A 20,622-nucleotide genomic window follows, 5' to 3' on the forward strand; every position below is an offset into this window, starting at 1 on the left:
AGACGAAAGGCGTGGTGTGCCCATGCGACACCTCATCTCCATCAGCGACCTGACCGACGAGGACCTGCGGGCCGTCGTCGCGCGAGGGGCGGAATTCGCCGCCGGGGCCCGTGCGAAGACGCTTCAGGACGCGGTCGTCGGCGTCTACTTCCGGCGGACCTCGACCCGTACGCGTACGGCGTTCACCAGCGGCGCGTTGCGGCTCGGGGCGCAGACCGTGACCTTCGGGCCCGACGACCTCCAGCTGAACACCGGCGAGACCACGGAGGACACCGGCCGGGTGCTCTCCGGGATGCTGGACCTGCTGGTGGCCCGTACGGCGGACGCCACCGAGGAGCTGCGGGGGTGGGCGGCCGGCGGGCGGATGGCGGTGATCAACGCGATGAGCGCGGAGGAGCACCCCACGCAGGGGCTCACCGACCTCACCACCCTCCAGCACCGCTTCGGCCGCATCGAGGGGCTGCGGGTGCTGTACGTGGGGGAGGGCAACAACAGCGCCGCCGCCCTCGCCCTGGCCCTGACCCGGTTCCCCGGGGCGGAGCTGGAGCTGCGCACCCCGCCCGGCTACGGCCTGGCCCCGGAGATCCTCGCCACCGCCGCCGAACAGGCGGGGCGCAGCGGGGCGAAGGTGGCCGAGCAGCACGACATGGCGGCCCTGCCGTCCGGGTTCGACGCCGTCTACACGACGCGCTGGCAGACCACCGGGACCAGTAAGCCGACCGCCGACTGGCGGGAGGTCTTCGCCCCCTTCCAGGTCACCCGGGAGCTGTGGGAGCGCAGCCCGGGCGCGGTCTTCCTGCACGACCTGCCCGCCCACCGGGGCGAGGAGGTCACCGCGGAGGTGCTGGACGGGCCGGCGAGCATCGCGTTCACCCAGGCCACGCACAAGCTGCACAGCGCGATGGCTGTCCTGGAATGGTGCTGGGTCGATCGTCCATGAGCGAGGGGGGCGAGTACGAGTACCGGCTACGGGGACGCGGCAAGCACGGGCTGCCGAAGCTGCGCAACTACCGTGACTTCCGGTTGCTGTGGACCGGCTCCGCCATGTCCGTCATGGCGGAGCGGTGCTCGGGCATGGCGTTCACGCTGCTGGTGCTCTGGCACACCGGTTCGGAGAGCGCGGCGGGGCTGGTCGGGTTCGCGGGGCTGCTGCCGGCGCTGCTCGTCCAGTTGCCGGCCGGGGTGATGGTGGACCGGCTCAACCGCCGGCGCGTGATGATGACGTGCGTCGTCGTGCGGATGGTCGCGGTCGCGACGGTGGCCGTGTCGCTCCTCGGGGACTCCGTGCGGGTCTGGCACATCGCGGCGGTGGCGTTCATCCAGAGCAGCATGACCGTCTTCTACCAGCTCTCCGAGCGGGCCATGGTCCGCGGTGTGGTGCCGCCGCAGCAGTTGGGGGCGGCGATGGCGACGAACGAGGCGCGCTCGCGCGGCGTCAACTTCATCGGCCACCCGGCGAGCGGGGCCATGTTCGGGCTGTCGGCGTGGATCCCGTTCATGTCGAGTGTCGGGCTGTATCTGCTCTCCCTGATCACGCTGATCCGGCTGCGCGGCGAGAAGCATCCGCCGGCGCGGCAGGGCGGCAAGCGCCGCAAGATGCGGGCGGACATCGCGGCGGGGCTGCGCTGGGTGTGGGATCGCGCCTATTTCCGTACGGCGTTGCTGATCATCGCGGGAAGCAACATGGTCTTCCAGGGGCTCATCCTCACCGTGGCCGTGGTGGTCAGGGAGGACGGGGGAGCCGCGGGCACGATCGGGCTGATCATGGCGTGCGGCGGCATGGGAGGGCTGCTCGGGGCGCTGATCGGCGGCTGGCTGAACAAGCGTCTGGCGATGCGTCAGATCATGATCCTGGCGCACACGTTCTGGGCGCTCGTCATGCCCGCAGCGGTATTTTTCAGACAACCCGTGGCACTTGGTGTTCTCTTCTTCATAACGTCTCATATAGGAGCCGCTGTTACTGTCTCCGGCATGTCCTACCAGGTGCGCATCACGCCCAACAACATGCAGGGGCGGGTCGGCAGTGTCGTCATGCTCCTTGTGTCGGGCGCGAGTTCGCTGGGCGCGCTCGGTACGGGCTACCTCCTGGAGGCGGTCGGCTCCCGGCAGACGCTGATGGTCGTGTCGGGGGTGATGGTCGTGCTCGCCGTGGTGGCGGCCGTCGTGTTCACCAGGAAGGGTGCGGTGCTGGAGGACCGGCAGGACAGCGAACCGCCCGTACAGCCCGAGCCGGTCGCCGTCGCGGACGGGTCGACGGCCGATCCCCTCACCACCCTGGAATTGCGGAGAATCGATGGATGACGCAGTGCGGCTGGAGTCGCTGACCAAGACCTACGGATCCGGGGACAGCGCGGTGACCGCGCTGCGCGACATCGGTCTGTCCTTCCCGCGTGGGAGCTTCACCGCCATCATGGGCCCCTCGGGCTCCGGCAAGTCGACCCTGCTCCAGTGCGCGGCCGGACTCGACCGGCCCACCTCGGGCCAGGTGTTCATCGACGGCCAGGACATCACCGGGCTCAACGAGACCCGGCTCACCGAACTCCGCCGCGACAGAACGGGGTTCATCTTCCAGGCGTTCAACCTGCTGCCCTCGCTCACCGCCGAGCAGAACGTGGCGCTGCCGATGCGACTGGCCGGGCGCAGGCCCGAACGCGGAGCCGTTCGGGAGGCGCTCGCCCAGGTGGGTCTGGAGAAGAAGGCGGGCAGCCGGCCCAGCCAGCTCTCCGGCGGGCAGCAGCAGCGCGTGGCCATCGCCCGGGCGCTGGTGGCCCGCCCGGCGGTCCTCTTCGCCGACGAACCCACGGGGGCGCTGGACCTCGCCACCGGGCGCGAACTGCTGGACACATTACGCGGATTGGCCGGCGCTCCCGTTCCGGCGCAGGGCGGCACCGGTGGCGCAGGCGGCTCCGGTAGCGCAGGCGGCGCCGCCTCCGGCGACGCGGGCCGGGTGACCACCACCATCGTGATGGTCACGCACGACCCGAACGTGGCCGCGTACGCGGACCGGGTGCTGTTCCTCGCGGACGGCCGTCTCGTCGGCGAGGAGCGCTCGCCCACCGCCGAGGCGATCGCGGCGCGGATGACGGACCTGGCGGTGGCGCGGTGATCAGGGTGGCCTTCCAGACGCTGCGGGCCCGATGGGTGTCGTTCCTCGGCACCGTCGTGGCGCTGGTGCTCGGCGTGGCGCAGGTCGCCGCCATGGGCGTACTCATCATGACCATGCTCGACCTGCCGGACCGGCCCGTCGAGCGCTTCGCCCGGGCCCCGGCGGTCGTGCAGCCCACGGACCCGACCTGGGACTCGGCCCAGCACGACCTGGGCATCCGGTCCCTGCCGGCCGCCCAGGGGGTCTCGGACGAGCTGCGCGACAAGGTCGCCGCCACCGGCGACACCGTGGTCGACCGCGCCTTCTACGCCCAGGTCGAGGGCGGTCCCGCCGACCAGGTGGGCCACCCCTGGCCGGTGGCGAGGTTCGGCGGCTACCGGCTCGTGGACGGCGACGCGCCTGCCGGGGCCAAGGAGATCGTGGTCCCGTCCGACCGGGCCCGCACCGGCGAGCGGGTGACGGTCCTGACCGCCTCCGGCGTCGCCCGCTACACGGTGAGCGGCACCGTCTCCCCGGTCGACTGGGAGGACGCGGTCTTCTTCACCGAGGAGGAGGCCGCCCGGCTCTCCCCGCGCATCGAGTCCCTGGTCGCCCTCGGCCCCCTCGCGGACGTCCGGGCCGCTGTCGGCGACGGCGCGGCCGTGCTCACCGGCCAGGACCGGCACAAGGCGGACGCCAGCGAGGCCGAGGACCGCGAGACGCTCGACAACACCATCACCCTGGTGCCGGTGATGGCCAGTGTGGCGGGCACCACCGCGATCTTCGTGGTGGCCTCCACCTTCGCCTTCGCCGTGATCCAGCGCCGCCGTGAGGTGGCCCTGCTCCGCGCCGTGGGCGCGACGCCCCGCCAGGTGCGCAAGATGGTGCGCAACGAGGCCCTGATCGTCGGCTTCTTCGCCTCGGCCATCGGCGCCGTACTCGGCCTGTTCGGGGCGCAGTTGCTCGCCGACATGCTGATCGCGATGGACATCTCGCCCGCCTGGTTCACCGTGGAGCCCTCGCTGCACTGGACCGTCCTGGCGCCGCTCGTCGCCGCGTTCCTGGTCGGTCTCGTGGTGGCGGTCGGCGGTGCTGCCGCCGCCGCGCGACGGGCCGGCGGCATCCAGCCGATCGAGGCGCTGCGCGAGGCCGCGGTCGACGACACGGGCGTGACGCGCGGCCGGGCGCTCCTGGGCGCTGCCGCGCTGATCGGCGGGGTGGGGTGGACCGCGTGGATCGCGGTGGCCTCGCCGGGGACCGTGCTCTCGCCCACGGTGTACGTGGTGTCGCTGATGGTGCCCGTCCTGGCGGCGGCCGTCCTCGCGCCGCTGGTCGTCGGGCCGCTCGTCAAGCTGCTGATGCTGCCCTTCCGGGGGGCGAAGGGGCCCACGGCGATGCTCGTCCGGGAGAGCGCGCTCACCTCACGCCGGCGCACGGCGGCCACCGCGGCCCCCGTCCTGCTCACGGTCGGCCTCGCCTTCTCGCTGCTCGCCGCCACCGACTCGCTCGGCGCGGCTCGCGACAACGGCCTCCAGAACAGGGTGGCTTCGCAGTACGCGCTGGCCCCGGACGGTACGCCGGGCATCAGCCCCGAGGTCGCCGCGAAGGTCGCGGCGATCGACGGCGTACACGTCGCGGCTCCCATCCTCACCACCGTCTACACCAAGGACGAGGACCGGTACGACGAGAATGACGGGCTCGTCGTCGACCCCGACGCCCTGAAGCGGACCATGAACCTCGACATCGTCGAGGGCTCCCTCGACGATCTCGACGAGAACAGCACGGCCGTGGCCGACCTGTGGGGCATGGACGTCGGCGAGACGCTGGCCGTGGACATGGCGGACGGGCAGAGCGTCGAGCTGCGCGTGGTGGCGACGTACAAGGCGCTGCGCGGCGAGGACGTGGCGTACCTCCCGCAGCGGTTCGCCCCGACCGCCCTCTACGCCCGGGACGGCCTGGCCCGGCGCGCCTACATCTCGCTGGACCGCGACGCCGATCACGCCGCCGTCACCGCCGAGATCCGCAAGGCGGTGGCCGGGAGCGGCGCGGTGTTCATGACCCGGGACGAACTGGTCGCCTCCGAGAGCGCGTACGCCCGCCACCTCACCGAGGTCCGGCAGCGTTCCACCGCCCTGATCATCATGGCCTTCTGCTTCATCGCGATCCTCAACACCCTCCTGATGGCCACCGCCGACCGGCGGCGGGACCTCGCGGTGCTGCGGATGGCGGGCGCGACCCCGAGGCAGGTCCTGCGGTTCTTCGTCGCGGAGTCGCTGCTCGTCTCCGCCGTGGGGGTGGCGCTGGCCCTGGCCGCCACCGCCGTCAACCTGACCGGCCTGTGGGGGGCGCTGCTCCAGCTCTTCGGCGCGACCCCGATCGTGGTGCCGTACGTCATCGTCCTCGGCGTCGCCGTGGTGTCCACGCTGCTGGCGGTGACGGGCACGGTGCTGCCGGTGGGCGCGGCGCTGCGGGCGAGGGCGGCGCAGTTCGTGGGGTCGCGCGAGTAACCGACGTACGGCCGGAAGCGTTCGCGCGGTACGGCCGCGGCACCACCCCGGACCCACGCGGCCCGGTCCCGGCACCCCCGACGGGACCGGGCCGCGTGCTGTGCCGGGGAGTCGGCACGCCGGGGCGCGCCTCAGCGGAACTCGTGGACCACCTGGATCTCGCCGATGATGTGGGCGTTGAAGTCGTCGAGCTCCTCGGCCGGGACCCAGAGTTCGAGGATCGTCCGCCCGCCGGCCTGCTGGACCGGATAGCGGCTGACGAACTCCGAGTCGACCTCGAAGCGGGTGACGAAGCCCGCGCCGTCGTGTTTCACGTTCCAGTCCCGGGCGATCCTGATCGCGTAGTCCTCATTGAGGACCGGATAGAAGATCGGCTGCTCGGGCAGCCTGGGCGGCCACGCACGCCAGTCCAGCTCACGCACCAGATCCAGCTCCTCGGGCCCGGTGGGCCGCCACAGGGTGGTCGTCGCTCGCCCGCTGGTCATGTGCGTCTCTCTCCGAACGTGGGCCGCCTGTACGGCGGGGCGGCCGGGAGACCGGACGATACCGGCACCGCGAACCCGGCGGCCACACGGATTCCCACCCCCGCCGGCTCAGTACAGGGCCGGTATAGGCGTGCGTCCGAAGCTGAGGGCGTATCCGACCACCGAAGGGATCCGACATGTCTGACGAGCAGACCGACCACCGCCTCTACCTGGTCGTCCTCAACGACGAGGAGCAGTACTCGATCTGGGAGGCGGACCGGGAGCTGCCGGCCGGCTGGCACGCCGAGGGCACCGAGGGGCCCCGGCAGCACTGCCTGGACCGGATCGAGGAGGTCTGGACGGACATGCGCCCGGCGAGCCTGCGCCGCCGCATGGAGAAGACCGGCGCCTGAGCGCCCCCGCCCCCGCCGGCGCGGCCGGCGGGCTGCACGACGCAGGACACCCAGTGAGACGTACGGAAAGGTCGGGAGGGGCGCTCAGCATGAGTACTGGCGAAGTTCGCACGGACGGACAGGCCGAGGAGAGGCGCGAGGAGATGGTGCGCGCCCGGCTCGCCGGAGGCCGTAGCGGCCGGCGGGCCGCGGTGGTTCCGGTCGACCGGGGCGGCCCGCTGGCGCTCTCCCACGGTCAGCAGCAGATGTGGTTCCTGAGCCGGCTGGACCCGGACAGCTGGGAGTACAGCGTCCCGGTCGGCCTGCGGCTGCGCGGGGCGCTCGACACCGAGGTGCTGCGGCGCGGCTTCGAGGAGCTGGTGGCCCGCCACGAGATCCTGCGTACGCGCTACCGCCTCGAAGGGGCCGAGCCCGTCCAGCTGATCGACCCTCCCGCCCCCTTCGTGCTGCCGGTCGACGACCTCACGGGCACGGCGGACGCGGCCGAGCGGGAACGGCGGGCCCTCGCGCTGGCCGAGGCCGAGCCGGGCCGCCCCTTCGACCTGGAGAACGGCTCGCCGCTGCGGGCCCGGCTCATCCGGATCGCCGACGACCACCACCTGCTGGTCGTGGTCTTCCACCACGTCGCGTGCGACGAGTGGTCCGTGGGCCTGTTCCTGTCCGAACTCTCCGCCGTGTACGAGGCGTTCGCCCAGGGCAAGCCGTCGCCGCTCGCCCCGCTGGCCGTGCAGTACGCCGACTACGCCGCCTGGCAGCACTCCCGCCTCGCCGGCGACGACCTGCGCAAGCAGCTCGACCACTGGCGCGACCGGCTGGCCGGCAGCACCCCGCTGGAAGTCCCCACCGACCGCCGCCGCCCGGCCACCCGCAGCTACGACGGCGACGCGGTGCCCGTGGTCATCCCGGCCGCGACCGCCGAGAAGCTGCGCGCCCTCGGCTCCGAGCACGGGGCCACCCCGTTCCAGACGCTGCTGGCCGGCTATCAGGCCCTCCTCACCCGCTACACGGGGCGCACCGACGTCCCGGTCGGCACCGTGGTGTCCGGCCGCAGCCGCCCCGAGCTGGAACAGCTCATCGGCTACGGCATCAACACCCTCGTCCTACGCGGGCGTTGGCAGGGCGACCCGACCTTCCGGGACCTGCTCATCGGCGCGCGGGAGACCGTGCTCGACGCCTTCGACGACCAGGAGTACCCGTTCGCGCGGCTCGCGGACGAACTCGTGCCGGTACGGGACATGTCCCGCACGCCCCTGGCCCAGGTGGCGTTCACCATGCACCGGGAACGCACCCGTGACTTCCGGCTGCCCGGCGTCGAGGCGGAGGCCCTGCGCGCCACCTCGCGGGTCTCGCGCTTCGACCTCAGCCTCCAGCTGGGCGAGGCCGAGGACGGTTCCGTGGCGGGCACGCTCGAATACAGCACCGCCCTGTACGACCGGTCCACCGCCGAGCGCCTGGCCCGGCACTTCGTGAGCCTCGTCGAGTCCGCCGTCGCCGACCCGGACCGGCGGCTCTCCCGCCTCGACCTGCTGGACGCGTCCGACCTGGCCGTCCTGCTGCCCGAACCGCACCTCTTCGACGCCCCCGAGCGCTGCGTCCACGAGCTCGTCGAGGACCGGGCCGCCGCCGCCCCCGACGCCATCGCACTCGTCCTCGGCGGCCAGCGGCTGAGCTACGGCGCGCTCAACGCCCGCGCCAACCGGCTCGCCCACCACCTCCGCGCCCTCGGGGCCGGTCCCGGGCGGCTCGTCGGCGTCAGCATGGACCGCGACCTCGACCTGGTGCCGGTCCTGCTCGCGGTGCTCAAGTCCGGTGCCGCCTATTTGCCGCTGGACCCCGAGCACCCCGTCGACCGCATCGGCTACTCCCTCAAGGACGCCGACGCCCGGATCGTGATCACCACCTCCGCCCACGCCGCCCACCTCACGGACATCGTGGACGGCGCACTCGTCGTCCTGGACGCCCCGGACGTCGTGGCGGCCCTCGACGCCGCCCCCGACGGCAACCCCGTCTCCGGCGCGGTGCCCGACGACCTCATCTACACCATCTACACCTCCGGCTCCACCGGCCGCCCCAAGGGCGTCGGCCTCACCCACGCCAACGTGCTGCGCCTGCTCACGTCGACCGAGGAGCACTTCGGCTTCGACGAGAGCGACGTCTGGACGTTCTTCCACTCCTACGCCTTCGACATGTCGGTCTGGGAGATCTGGGGCGCCCTCGCCTACGGCGGCCGGCTCGTCGTCGTCCCGCCGGACGTGGCCCGGGCCCCGGAGGAGTTCCTGCGGCTGCTCGCCGACCAGCGGGTCACCGCGCTCAACCAGACCCCGTCCGCCTTCCGCAGTCTCGTCTCCCTGGCGGCGGACGGAAACACCCTGATCGACGAACTCGCCCTGCGGGTCGTCATGTTCGGCGGCGAACGCCTGGACATACCCGGGCTCAAGCCCTGGGTCGAGCGCCGCAGCCTGGAACAGACCGAACTGGCCAACCTGTACGGGATCACGGAGACCTGCGTCCACACCACGTACCACCTGCTCACCGCCGCCGACCTGGAGGCCGACACCGGCAACGCCATCGGCGCCCCGCTCCGCGACCTCCAGGTGCACCTGCTCGGCCCGCACGGGGAGCAGGTCCCCATCGGCGTACCCGGCGAGATCCACGTCGGCGGCCCCGGCGTCGCCCTCATGTACCTCAACCGCCCGGCCCTGACCGCCGAACGCTTCGTCCCCGACCCCTACGGGGCCCCGGGCACCCGGCTGTACCGCAGCGGCGACCTCGCGAGCAGGCGCCCGGACGGCGGCCTGGACTACCTGGGCCGCATCGACCACCAGGTCAAGATCCGCGGCCACCGCATCGAACTCGGCGAGATCAAGGCCGCGTTGACCGCCCACCCCCGGGTACGGGACGCCGTCGTCGTCGCCCGCGAGGACACCCCCGGAGACCGCCGGCTGGTCGCCTACATCGTCCCCACCAGCGACGCCGTCGCCGCCCCCAGCGAACTACGCACCCTGCTGGCCCGTTCGCTCCCCGACTACATGATCCCCACGGCGTTCCTGGTCGTCGGGAAGATCCCGCTGACCGTCAACGGAAAGCTGGACCAGGCCGCCCTGCCCGCCCCCGACCGCACCGCCCTCGGCGTGGAGGCCGCCCGGGTCGCCCCGCGCACCGCGGCCGAGGAGGAGATGGTCGCCGTCTGGCGCGAGGTCCTCGGCGTCGAACAGGTCGGCGTCGAGGACAACTTCTTCGACCTGGGCGGCGACTCCCTGCGCGCGGTCGCCCTCGTCGGCGCGCTGCGCGACAGCGAGTACGACGTGACGGTCCGCGACGTCTTCGAGCACCGCACCCCCGCCGAACTGGTCGCCTTCGCCACCGGCCGCCCCGCCCCGGCCAAGGCCGAACCCCCGGCCGAACCGTTCTCCCTGCTCGCCCAGGAAGACCTGGACCGGCTGCCCGCGGGCCTGGTCGACGCCTACCCGCTGGCCCAGGTGCAGCTGGGGATGGTCGTCGAGATGCTCGCCGACGACGGCCGCAACCACTACCACAACGCGACCTGCTTCCGGATCCTCGACGACCGGCCCTTCGAGCCCGCACTGCTCCAGCAGACCGTGGACACCGTGCTGGCCCGTCACGAGATCCTGCGCTCCTCCTTCGCCATCGAGGGCTACTCCGTACCCCTCCAGCTCGTCCACGCCCCGTCCGACGTCACCTCACCGGTCGCCGCACGCGACCTGCGCGGCCTGGACGGCGCGGCGGTCGAGGCGTCGCTCCGGGCGTACATGGCGCAGGAGCGCACCCAACTCTTCGACCTGACCCGGGCCCCGCTCATCCGCTTCACCGGCCACGCCTGCGACGACGGCTCCTGGTGGCTGACCCTCACCGAGTGCCACGCCGTGCTGGAGGGATGGAGCCACCACTCGCTGCTGATGGAGCTGGCCACCGTCTACCGCGCCCTGCGCGACGGCCGCCCGGTCGAGGAGCCCGCACCCGCCGCCGTACGGTACGCGGACTTCGTCGCCGCCGAACTCGTCTCCCTGGCCGGGGACGACGACCGCGCCTACTGGCGGTCCATCCTGGAGAACAACGCCTCCTTCGAGCTGCCCGCCGGCTGGGGCGACGACCCCGCGACCACCCCGCGCGGCCTGCACCGCGCCTGGGTCCCCTACCACGACCTGGACGCCGGACTGCGCACCCTCGCCGCGAAGGCGAAGGTGCCGATCAAGAGCGTGCTGCACGCGGCGCACCTCAAGGTGATGAGCCAGCTCACGGCAGATGAGTCCTTCTTCACGGGCCTGGTCACCAACGCCCGCCCCGAGGCGGTGGGAGCCGAGCGGGTGTACGGCGTCTACCTCAACCCCCTGCCGTTCGCCTTCAGTCGGGGAGCGGCGACCTGGATCGAGCTGGTACGCCAGGTCTTCGACCAGGAGATCGACGTGTGGCCGCACCGGCGCTTCCCGCTGGGCGTCATGCAACGCGAGCTGAACGCCGGCGACCGCCTCGTCAACGTCCGCTTCAGCTACCAGAACTTCCGCCAGGTCGACCAGGACCTGGTCGACTACCCGGCCACCATCGACGACAGCCCGACCGAATTCCCGCTGGGCGTCTCGACCCGCGCCGGCTTCCTGGTGATCACCGCCAACCGCCACTTCATCGGCCGCGAGGGCACGGACCGCCTCGCGGCGATGTACCGGTCGGTCCTGGAGTCGATGGCCGGGGATGTGGAGGGTGATGCCCGGGAGGTGTTCCTGCCGGGTGGTGAGCGTGAGCGGGTGCTGACCGGGTGGAACGACTCGGGGGTGGTGGTGCCGGGGGTTTCGGTGCCGGAGTTGGTGGGTCGGTGGGCTGTGGAGTCGCCGGGTGCGGTGGCGGTGGAGGGTGGTGACGGTCGGTCGTTGTCGTTCGGTGAGTTGGATGTGCGGGCGAGTCGGTTGGCGCATCGGTTGAGGGCTGCTGGTGTGGGTGTGGGGGCTGAGTCGTCGGTGGCGGTGTTGCTGGATCGGTCGGTTGATCTGGTGGTGGCGTTGTTGGCGGTGTGGCGTGCGGGTGGTGGGTTTGTCCCGATGGATCCGGTGCTGCCGGCGGGTCGGATCGCGGGGATGGTGGCGGATGCGCGGGTGGGGGTGGCGCTGACGTCTGCTGCGTACGTGGATCGGTTCGGCGGTGGTGTGGAGACGGTGTTGGTGGACGGTGATCTGTCGTCGTTCCCGGAGTCCGCTCCTGCGGTGGCTGTTGACCTGGACTCGGTGGCGTACACGGTGTTCACGTCGGGTTCTACGGGTCGGCCGAAGGGTGTGCAGGTCTCGCACCGGAGTCTGGTCAATCATGTGGACTGGGCAGTAAGGGAGTTGGTGGGTAGCGGCTCGGGTGGTGCGCCGGTGTTCTCGTCGGTGGCCTTCGACCTGGTGGTGCCGAATGTGTGGGCGCCGCTTGCGGCCGGTCAGCGGACCTGGTTGTGGGACGGGGAGCTGACGGAGCTGGGTGCGAGTGTGGCCGCTGCCGGCCCGTTCTCGTTCATGAAGTTGACCCCCGGGCATCTTGAGGTGTTGTCCGGTCAGCTCTCCGACTCGCAGATCGAGGCGTTGGCTTCCCGTGTCGTCGTTGCCGGTGAGGCGTTGCCCGGTGGGCTGGTGGAACGTTGGCGGGTTCTCCTGGGTGAGGGGCAGGTGCTCAACGAATACGGCCCCACCGAGGCCACTGTCGGCACCTGCGTGTTCCCCCTCACCGAGGCCGTGGAAGGTGTCGTCCCGATCGGCCGGCCGCTCCCGAACATGCAGATGCGCGTGTTGGACGCGGGTCTGCGGCCTGTTCCGGTGGGGGCCGTGGGTGAGCTGTTCGTCGGTGGTACGGGGGTGGCGCGTGGTTACGCGTTCCGCCCGGGCGCCACAGCGGAGCGTTTCGTCCCCGACCCCTACAGCCAAACCCCCGGTTCTCGTCTCTACCGCACCGGCGACCTCGTCCGGTGGCGCAGTGACGGCGCGGTCGAGTTCCTGGGCCGGATCGACGACCAGGTCAAGGTGCGCGGCTATCGCATCGAGCTCGGCGAGATCCGCGCCGCGCTCATCGCTCACCCGCAGGTCACCGACGCCACCGTCGTCGTCTCCGAGGACCAGCGCCTCATCGCGTACGTCGTCGGCAGCACGGTCGACCTGACGGCCTGGGCGGCCGGCTCGTTGCCCGCGTACATGGTGCCGTCGCTGTTCATCAGCCTCGACGCCCTCCCCCTCACCCCCAACGGCAAGATCGACCGCCGCGCGCTCCCCGACCCGGAAGGTTCGTCCCAGGACACCTACGTCGCACCCCGCAACCCCACCGAGGAGCGCATCGCCGCTGTGTGGAGCGGCGTTCTCGGTGTGGAGAAGGTCGGGGTCGAGGACAACTTCTTCGACCTGGGCGGGCATTCGATCAAGGCCATCGCCCTGGTCGGGGCCCTGCGCTCGGAGGGCTTCGAGGCGGGGGTGCGGGATGTGTTCCAGCACCGTACGGTCGCCGGACTCGCCACCGCGCTCGCCGGGACGGAACCCGTCACGGAGTCCGCCGTCGTCGCACCGTTCGCACTGCTCGGGGCCGACGACCGGGCGAAGCTGCCCCAGGGCCTGGTCGACGCCTTCCCGCTGGCCCAAGTCCAACTGGGCATGCTCGTCGAGATGTTGGCGGACGAGAGCCTGAACAAGTACCACAACACCACCGCGTTCCGGATCAAGGACGGACGGCCGTTCGACGTCGAGGCACTCCGCCGGGCCGGACAGGCCGTGGTGGACCGGCACGAGATGCTCCGGGCCTCCTTCGACCTGGAGGGCTACTCCGTACCTCTTCAGCTCATCCACGCGCGGGCCGACATCCCGGTCACCGTGCACGACCTGCGGGGACGGGACGCCGAACAGCAGGCGGAGGCCCGCCGGGCGCACATCGCGGCCGAACGGGCCGAGACGTTCGACCTGTCCCGCGCCCCGCTGCTCCGCATCTCCGCACTCGTCGAGTCCGACGAGGCGTGGTGGCTGTCGGTCAGCGTCTGCCACCCCATCACGGAGGGCTGGAGCCACCGCACCCTCCTCAGCGACGTCGTGGAGGGCTACCTGCGGGTGCGCGGCGGCGGCGAGTTGCCGGCGGTGGAGGTCCCCGCCGTGCGGTACGCCGACTTCGTGGCCGCCGAACTGGCCTCGCTCGCCTCGGAGGAGGACCGTGCGTACTGGAGCTCCGTGCTGAGCACCCACGCCAGGTTCGAACTGCCCAGTGGCTGGGGGGACTCGGAGCCCGGTCGGAGCGCCAACACCGTACGCGTCCCGCTCGCCGACCTGACTCCCGCCCTGCGCGCGGCCGCCAGCAGTACGGGGACCTCGCTGAAGGCCGTACTGCACGCAGCACACCTGAAGGTGATGAGCCAGCTCACGGCCGAGGAGTCCTTCTGCACCGGGCTCGTCTCCAGCGGCCGGCCCGAGGTCGTGGGGGCCGAGCGGGTGTACGGCATGTACCTCAACACGGTCCCGTTCGCCTACGAACGCGGGGCGCGCACCTGGCGGGAACTCATCCACCAGGTCTTCGACCAGGAGGGTGCGCTCTGGCCGCACCGCCGCTTCCCGATGCCCGTCATGCAGCGGGAACTGGGCGACGGCACCCGCCTCCTTGATGTCCGCTTCAGCTACCTCGATCTCGCGGACGCCCAGGCGGAGTCCGACCTCGTGGACGCCGACTCCGGCGACGGCGAGGGCGCGACGGAGTTCGGGCTCGCGGTGGCGGCCCGGGGCAGCGGTCTGCTGCTGACCGTGAACCCGCGGATCCTCGGCGAGGCCGGGGCCCGGCGGATCGCGGCGATGTACCGGGCGGTGCTGGAGGCGGTCGCCGGGGATGTGGAGGGTGATGCCCGGGAGGTGTTCCTGCCGGGTGGTGAGCGTGAGCGGGTGCTGACCGGGTGGAACGACTCGGCTTCGGTGGTGCCTAGCGTTTCGGTGCCGGAGCTGGTGCGGAAATGGGTCACCGCGACGCCGGACGCGGTGGCGGTGGAGGCTGGTGACGGTCGGTCGTTGTCGTTCGCCGAGCTGGATGTGCGGGCGAATCGGTTGGCGCATCGGTTGCGCGCTGGGGGTGTGGGCCCTGAGTCGTCGGTGGCGGTGTTGCTGGATCGGTCCGTCGATCTGGTGGTGGCGTTGTTGGCGGTGTGGCGTGCGGGTGGTGGGTTCGTTCCGATGGATCCGGTGCTGCCGAGCGGGCGCATTGCCGGGATGGTGAAGGACGCCCGGGTGAGTGTGGCACTGACGTCGAGCGCGTACGCGGATCGGTTCGACGGGGACGTGGAGGTGGTCCGGATCGACGGGACCGACCTGACGTCGTTCCCGGATGCGGCTCCCGAGGTGGTCGTCGACCTGGACTCGGTGGCGTACACCGTCTTCACGTCCGGTTCTACGGGGCGGCCGAAGGGTGTGCAGGTCTCGCACCGGAGCCTGGTCAATCATGTGGACTGGGCAGTACGGGAGTTGGTGGGTAGCGGCTCGGGTGGTGCGCCGGTGTTCTCGTCGGTGGCCTTCGACCTGGTGGTGCCGAATGTGTGGGCGCCGCTTGCGGCCGGTCAGCGGACGTGGTTGTGGGACGGGGAGCTGACGGAGCTGGGTGCGAGTGTGGCCGCTGCCGGCCCGTTCTCGTTCATGAAGCTCACGCCTGGGCACCTTGAGGTGTTGTCCGGGCAGCTGTCGGACGCCCAGATCGGCGCGCTGGCGAACCGTGTCGTCGTTGCCGGTGAGGCTCTGCCCGGTGGTCTCGTGGAACGTTGGCGGGTTCTCCTGGGCGAGGGTCGGGTGCTCAACGAATACGGCCCGACTGAGGCCACCGTGGGTACGTGCGTGTTCCCGCTCACCGAAGCCGTGGAAGGTGTCGTCCCGATCGGCCGGCCGCTCCCGAACATGCAGATGCGCGTGTTGGACGCGGGTCTGCGCCCGGTCCCGGTGGGGGCCGTGGGTGAGCTGTTCGTCGGTGGTACGGGGGTGGCGCGCGGTTACGCGTTCCGCCCGGGCGCCACAGCGGAACGCTTCGTCCCCGACCCCTACAGCCACACCCCCGGTTCTCGTCTCTACCGCACGGGCGACCTGGTCCGCTGGCGCAGTGACGGTGCGGTCGAGTTCCTGGGCCGGATCGACGACCAGGTCAAGGTACGCGGCTACCGCATCGAACTCGGGGAGATCCGCGCCGCCCTGATCGCTCACCCGCAGGTCACCGACGCCACCGTCGTCGTCTCCGAGGACCAGCGCCTCATCGCGTACGTCGTCGGCAGCACCGAAGGGCTCACCGAAGCTCTCACCACCACCCTCCCCGACTACATGGTCCCCTCCGCCCTCGTCAGCCTCGACGCCCTCCCCCTCACCCCCAACGGCAAGATCGACCGTCGCGCGCTCCCCGACCCGGAGGCGTCGCCCGAGGACACCTACGTCGCGCCCCGCAATCCCACAGAGGAGCGCATCGCGGCCGTCTGGAGCCGGGTGTTGGGGGTCGAGAAGGTCGGGGTCGAGGACAACTTCTTCGATCTGGGCGGGCATTCGATCAAGGCCATCGCCCTGGTCGGGGCCCTGCGCTCGGAGGGCTTCGAGGCGGGGGTGCGGGATGTGTTCCAGCACCGTACGGTCGCCGGACTCGCTACCGCGCTCTCGCTCCCCGGGACGGAACCCGTGACCGAGGCCGTCGTCGCTCCCTTCGCCTTGGTGTCCCCGGAGGTCCGGGCGGCGCTGCCGGCGGGGCTGGTCGACGCGTATCCGATCTCCAAGGTGCAACTCGGCATGCTGGTCGAGATGTTGGCCGACGACGGGCTGAACAAGTACCACAACACCTCGACGTTCCGGATCAAGGACGAGCGGCCGTTCGACGCCGAGGCCCTGCGCCGGGCCGGGCAGACGGTCGTGGAGCGGCACGAGATGCTCCGTACGTCCTTCGCGCTCGAAGGTTTCGACGTACCGCTCCAGTTGGTTCACGCCGAGGCCGAGATCCCGGTGAACGTGCACGATCTGCGCGGGCTGGACGCCGAGGGGTTCGCGGAGGCGCGGCGGGAGCACATCGCCGTCGAGCGGGGCGAGTTGTTCGAGCTCACCCGGCCTCCGCTGCTCCGCATCTCCGCGCTCGTGGAGTCCGAGGAGGCGTGGCACCTGGGCTTCACGCACTGCCACGCGATCACGGAGGGCTGGAGCCAGCAGTCGCTGCTGATGGAGGTGCTCGCGGTGTACCGCGCGTACGCCTCGGGCGAGGAGCCGGAGCGGCCGGAGCCCACGGCCGTGCGGTACGCCGACTTCATCGCGGCCGAGCAGGAGTCGCTGGAGTCGGAGGAGGACCGGGAGTACTGGCGGGGCATCGTCGACCGGCACGCGCCGTGCGTGCTGCCCGAGGACTGGGGCGACGGCGGCGCGCCGCGTGAGGACTTCAAGCTGTCGGTGGAGTTCCGGGACATCGAACCCGCCCTGCGGGCGCTGGCCACGTCCAGCGGCACGTCGTTCAAGGCGGTGCTGCTGGCCACGCACCTGAAGGTGCTCGGCACGGTGACCAACGAGCCGGCCTTCCACACGGGCGTGCTGTACAGCGCCCGGCCGGAGGTTCCGGGGGCCGAGCGGGTCTACGGCATGTACCTCAACACCCTGCCGTTCGCCCACGACCGTACGGCCAGGACCTGGCGCGAGCTGGTCCGGCAGGTCTTCGACCGCGAGGCGGAGGTGTACGGCCACCGGCGGCATCCGCTTCCCGCCGTGCAGCGGCTGGCCGGCGGGCGACGGCTGTTCGACATCATGTACCGCTACCAGGACTTCCACCAGGTGGACACCGGGACGGTCGACGTGCGGGCGGGGGCGGGGGACAGCTCCAACGAGTTCACCCTCTCGATCGCCAATGTGCCGGGGCGGCTGGTCCTGCGGGCCGTCAGCACCGGACTGAACCGGGCCAACGCCGAGCGGCTGGCCGGCATGTACCGGGCGGTGCTCGAAGCCATGGCGGCCGACCCGGACGGAGACGTCGACGCGGCCCTGCTGTCCACGGCGGAGCTGACACGGGTGCTGGAGGACTGGAACGACACCGAGGTGGAGTGGGGATGAGCCGTTACGTACACGAGGTGATCGAGGCGACCGTGGCGGCCACCCCCGACGCCGTCGCCGTACAGGTGGGGGAGCTGTCCCTCACCTACCGCGAGCTCGACGCCCGCGCCAACCGCATCGCGCACCATCTGCGGGCGGCGGGCGTGGGGCCCGAGTCCGTGGTCGGGGTCCTGTTGAACCGGGGGCCGGACACCCTGCCCGGTCTGCTCGCCATCTGGAAGGCGGGCGGCTCCCACCTGCCCCTGGACGCGGGGCTGCCCGCCGAGCGGCTGACGTACATGCTCCGCTCCGCCGGGGCCGGGCTGATCCTGACGCAGGGCGGGCTGGAGGCGCGGCTCGGCGGCGGGTACGACGGCGGGTACGACGGGGCGGTCGTCGATCTCGACCGCGACCGGGCGCTGATCGAGGCGCACCCGGCCACCGCCGTCGACCCGCCCGGGGAACGTGACCCGAAGGACCCGGAGCGGCGGCATCGGCTCGCGTACACGTTGTTCACGTCCGGCTCCACAGGGCGTCCCAAGGGCGTGCAGATCGCGCACTTCTCCCTGCTGAACGTGCTGTTCTCGATGCGTGAGCGGTACGCGGCCGGCCCCGGACACGCCTGGCTCGCGCCCACGTCGCTGTCGTTCGACATCTCGACGACCGAGCTCTACCTCCCGCTGATCACCGGCGGCCGGGTGGTGCTGGCCGACGACGAGGAGGCGCACGACGCGTCGGCGCAACTGCGGCTGATCGCTACCGCGGGCATCACCCACGCCCAGGCCACTCCGGCGGGCTGGAAGCTCCTCATCGCCGCCGGCCTCGGCCGCACCCCGCTCACCGCGATCACCGGCGGCGAGGACTGCCCGCCCGCGCTGGCCCGCGACCTGGGCGGCCGGGTGGACCGGCTCGTCAACCAGTACGGCCCCACCGAGGCGACGGTCTGGTCCACCGCCTGGGAGGTGGAACCGGACGCCCGCAGCGTGCCGATCGGACGCCCCATCCACAACTACCGCACCTATGTGCTGGACGCCGCCCGGCGGCCCGTACCGGTCGGCGTGACCGGTGAGCTGTACGTCGCGGGGGCCGGGGTGGCACGCGGATATGTGGGCCGGCCGGGGCTGACGGCCGAGCGGTTCCTCCCGGAGCCGTACGGCGGGGCTCCGGGCTCGCGGATGTACCGGACGGGCGACCTGGCCCGGTTCCGGGCGGACGGGGAGCTGGAGTGCCTCGGCCGGATCGACAACCAGGTCAAGGTGCGCGGCTACCGCATCGAGCTGGGCGAGATCGAGGAGGTCCTCCTGTCGCACCCCGGGGTCCGGGACGCGACGGTCGTCGCCTGCGAGGACGGCAACGGCGAGAAGGTGCTCGTCGCCTACGCGGTCGCCGAAGAGGCGGGGGCCGGGGCGGGGTCGGTCGAGGAGGCGGAGGGAGGGGGCGCGGTCGACGCCGTGGGGCAGGCCGCCCTGCGCGCCCATCTGGCCGCCGCGCTGCCCTCGTACATGGTGCCCGCCGTGTTCGTCCTGCTCGACGCGTTGCCGCTGAGCGCGTCCGGCAAGGTCGACCGGAGGGCCCTGCCCGCGCCCGGCCGTGCGGCGCTGGTCGACGGCCGGGAGTACGTCGCGCCCCGCACCAGGACCGAACGCCTGCTGGTGGAGACCTGCGCCGAGGTGCTCGGGGTGCCCGACGTGGGCGTACGCGACCGGCTCCTGGACCTGGGGGCCGACTCGATGCGCATCGTCCATGTGATGGCCGCCGCCCGGAAATCCGGGCTCGACATCACCCTCCGGATGCTGCTGGACAGCGAGACCGTCGAGGACCTGGCGCTGACGATCGACGGCGCCGGGCCTGCGGGCGGCACCACGGACGAGGACGCCGAGACCAGCACGAGCAGTGAAACCACCCCCAGCACCGACGAGGGAGAGGGAGCGAGCAGGCCGATGACCGTTGCTGTCGCGGGAGGGCGCACCGCCGCGCCCGATGTGGCCGGGGCGATGGAGGCCCACCGGATACCGGGAGCCGCGGTCGCGCTCCTCAAGGACGGCCATGTGGTCGGCGTGCAGGCGTACGGGGTCCGGTCGGCCGACATCGGGGCTCCGGTGACGCTGCGGACGCGGTTCCAGGCCGGTTCGATCAGCAAGCACGTCACGGCCTTCGCCGCGCTGCGCCTCGTCGACCGGGGCGTACTCGCCCTGGACGCGGACGTCGACGGCTATCTGGCCGGTCGCCGCGCGCCCAGGGCGGCCGGCGGCGGCCCGCTGACGCTGCGGCACCTCCTGTCCAACACCGCCGGCCTGTCGCAGACCCCCGCCACATGGTGGCGGCCCGGCGAGGCCATGCCGAAGCTGTCCGGCATCCTGGACGACGTGTGGGCCGAGTACGAGCCCGGCGCGCTGTTCCGCAAGGCGGGCAGCCAGTGGGCCATGGTGGAGCAGGTGCTGACCGATGTGACGGGGCAGGACTTCCCGGAGCTGGCGGCGGACCTGGTGTTCCGGCCGCTGGGCATGCGGGACAGCTCCTTCCTCGCGCCCGAGGAGCCGCACGCGCCCGGCCGGGACGTCGCCACGGGCCACGACCAGCACGGCAGGGCCCTGCTGGACGGCTACCGGGTCCGGCCGGTGCTCGCGGGCAGCGGGCTGTGGGCCTCGCCCGCCGACCTCGCGCAGTTGGCCGTGGAGATCCGCCAGGCCCATCTGGGCTTCTCGGAGCTGCTGTCGGCGCGGACCGCCGCCGTCATGCTCGCCGAGGCGTTCCCCGGGAGCTTCTACGGTCTGGGGACCGTGGTCGACGGCTCGATGGCGGACCCGGAGTTCGGGCACGGCGGCCAGACCGCCGGCTTCCGTGCGCTGGTCTCGCTGCGGCTGCGCTCCGGGAACGGCTGTGTGGTGCTGACCAACTCCGACAACGGCAAGCACGCCCACAAGGCCGTGGCCGCGTTCCTCGGCCGTGACCTGGAGGTCTCCGCCGCGGACTGAGTAGCGGGGAGGGGTGAGCCGTCGCGGGCTGAGCCACCGAGGGGTGGGCCGTCGCGGGCTGAGCAGTCGAGGGGTGGGCCGTCGCGGACTGAGCCGCCGAGAGGTGAGCCGTCGTGGGGTGAGCCGTCGCCGTTACGGGATCGGCCGCGCGGCA

Annotated in this window: 8 protein-coding genes; 7 read left to right on the forward strand and 1 reads right to left on the reverse strand. The window is 72.0% G+C overall.

Translation table 11 applies throughout. The annotated features are described in order from the left end of the window. Nucleotides 1–22 precede the first annotated feature (22 nt). The 4 genes from ACLJPL_RS29505 to ACLJPL_RS29520 are packed head-to-tail and all read left to right on the forward strand — an operon-like array spanning nucleotide 23 to nucleotide 5,592. Nucleotides 23–940, forward strand: coding sequence for an ornithine carbamoyltransferase (locus tag ACLJPL_RS29505; RefSeq protein ID WP_411083997.1), 918 nt, complete (start codon nucleotides 23–25; stop codon nucleotides 938–940). Further along, a complete protein-coding gene (locus tag ACLJPL_RS29510; protein WP_411083998.1) occupies nucleotides 937–2,301 on the forward strand; it encodes an MFS transporter in 1,365 nt (454 codons plus the stop codon). Before ACLJPL_RS29505 ends, ACLJPL_RS29510 begins: the two co-directional genes overlap by 4 nt. Continuing rightward, entirely contained in the window at nucleotides 2,294–3,106 is an 813-nt protein-coding gene (locus ACLJPL_RS29515; protein ID WP_411083999.1) for an ABC transporter ATP-binding protein, read from the forward strand. Before ACLJPL_RS29510 ends, ACLJPL_RS29515 begins: the two co-directional genes overlap by 8 nt. Before the next feature lie 5 nt (nucleotides 3,107–3,111). Next, on the forward strand, nucleotides 3,112–5,592 hold the full coding sequence (locus ACLJPL_RS29520) for an FtsX-like permease family protein (RefSeq protein WP_411084000.1): 2,481 nt from the start codon (nucleotides 3,112–3,114) through the stop codon (nucleotides 5,590–5,592). 131 nt (nucleotides 5,593–5,723) lie between these two features. Here the strand turns inward: ACLJPL_RS29520 and ACLJPL_RS29525 are convergent, their stop codons facing one another. Then, nucleotides 5,724–6,077 carry a hypothetical protein gene (locus ACLJPL_RS29525; RefSeq protein WP_411084001.1) on the reverse strand — a complete coding sequence of 118 codons (354 nt, stop codon included), beginning with the start codon at nucleotides 6,075–6,077 and terminating at the stop codon, nucleotides 5,724–5,726. A 176-nt stretch (nucleotides 6,078–6,253) separates the two neighbouring features. Here ACLJPL_RS29525 and ACLJPL_RS29530 point away from each other — a divergent pair, with 176 nt between their 5' ends. From ACLJPL_RS29530 to ACLJPL_RS29540, 3 genes are all read left to right on the forward strand, one after another. Next, on the forward strand, nucleotides 6,254–6,469 hold the full coding sequence (locus tag ACLJPL_RS29530; protein ID WP_411084002.1) for an MbtH family protein: 216 nt from the start codon (nucleotides 6,254–6,256) through the stop codon (nucleotides 6,467–6,469). Between the two features lie 89 nt (nucleotides 6,470–6,558). Beyond that, nucleotides 6,559–17,514: an amino acid adenylation domain-containing protein gene (locus tag ACLJPL_RS29535; RefSeq protein WP_411084003.1), complete on the forward strand. Its 10,956-nt coding sequence runs from the start codon at nucleotides 6,559–6,561 to the stop codon at nucleotides 17,512–17,514. Continuing rightward, on the forward strand, nucleotides 17,511–20,468 hold the full coding sequence (locus ACLJPL_RS29540; protein WP_411084004.1) for a non-ribosomal peptide synthetase: 2,958 nt from the start codon (nucleotides 17,511–17,513) through the stop codon (nucleotides 20,466–20,468). The genes ACLJPL_RS29535 and ACLJPL_RS29540 overlap by 4 nt, the downstream gene beginning before the upstream one ends. Nucleotides 20,469–20,622 lie beyond the last annotated feature (154 nt).

The sequence above is a fragment of the Streptomyces sp. cmx-18-6 genome (assembly GCF_046548915.1).
Classification (GTDB): Bacteria; Actinomycetota; Actinomycetes; order Streptomycetales; family Streptomycetaceae; genus Streptomyces.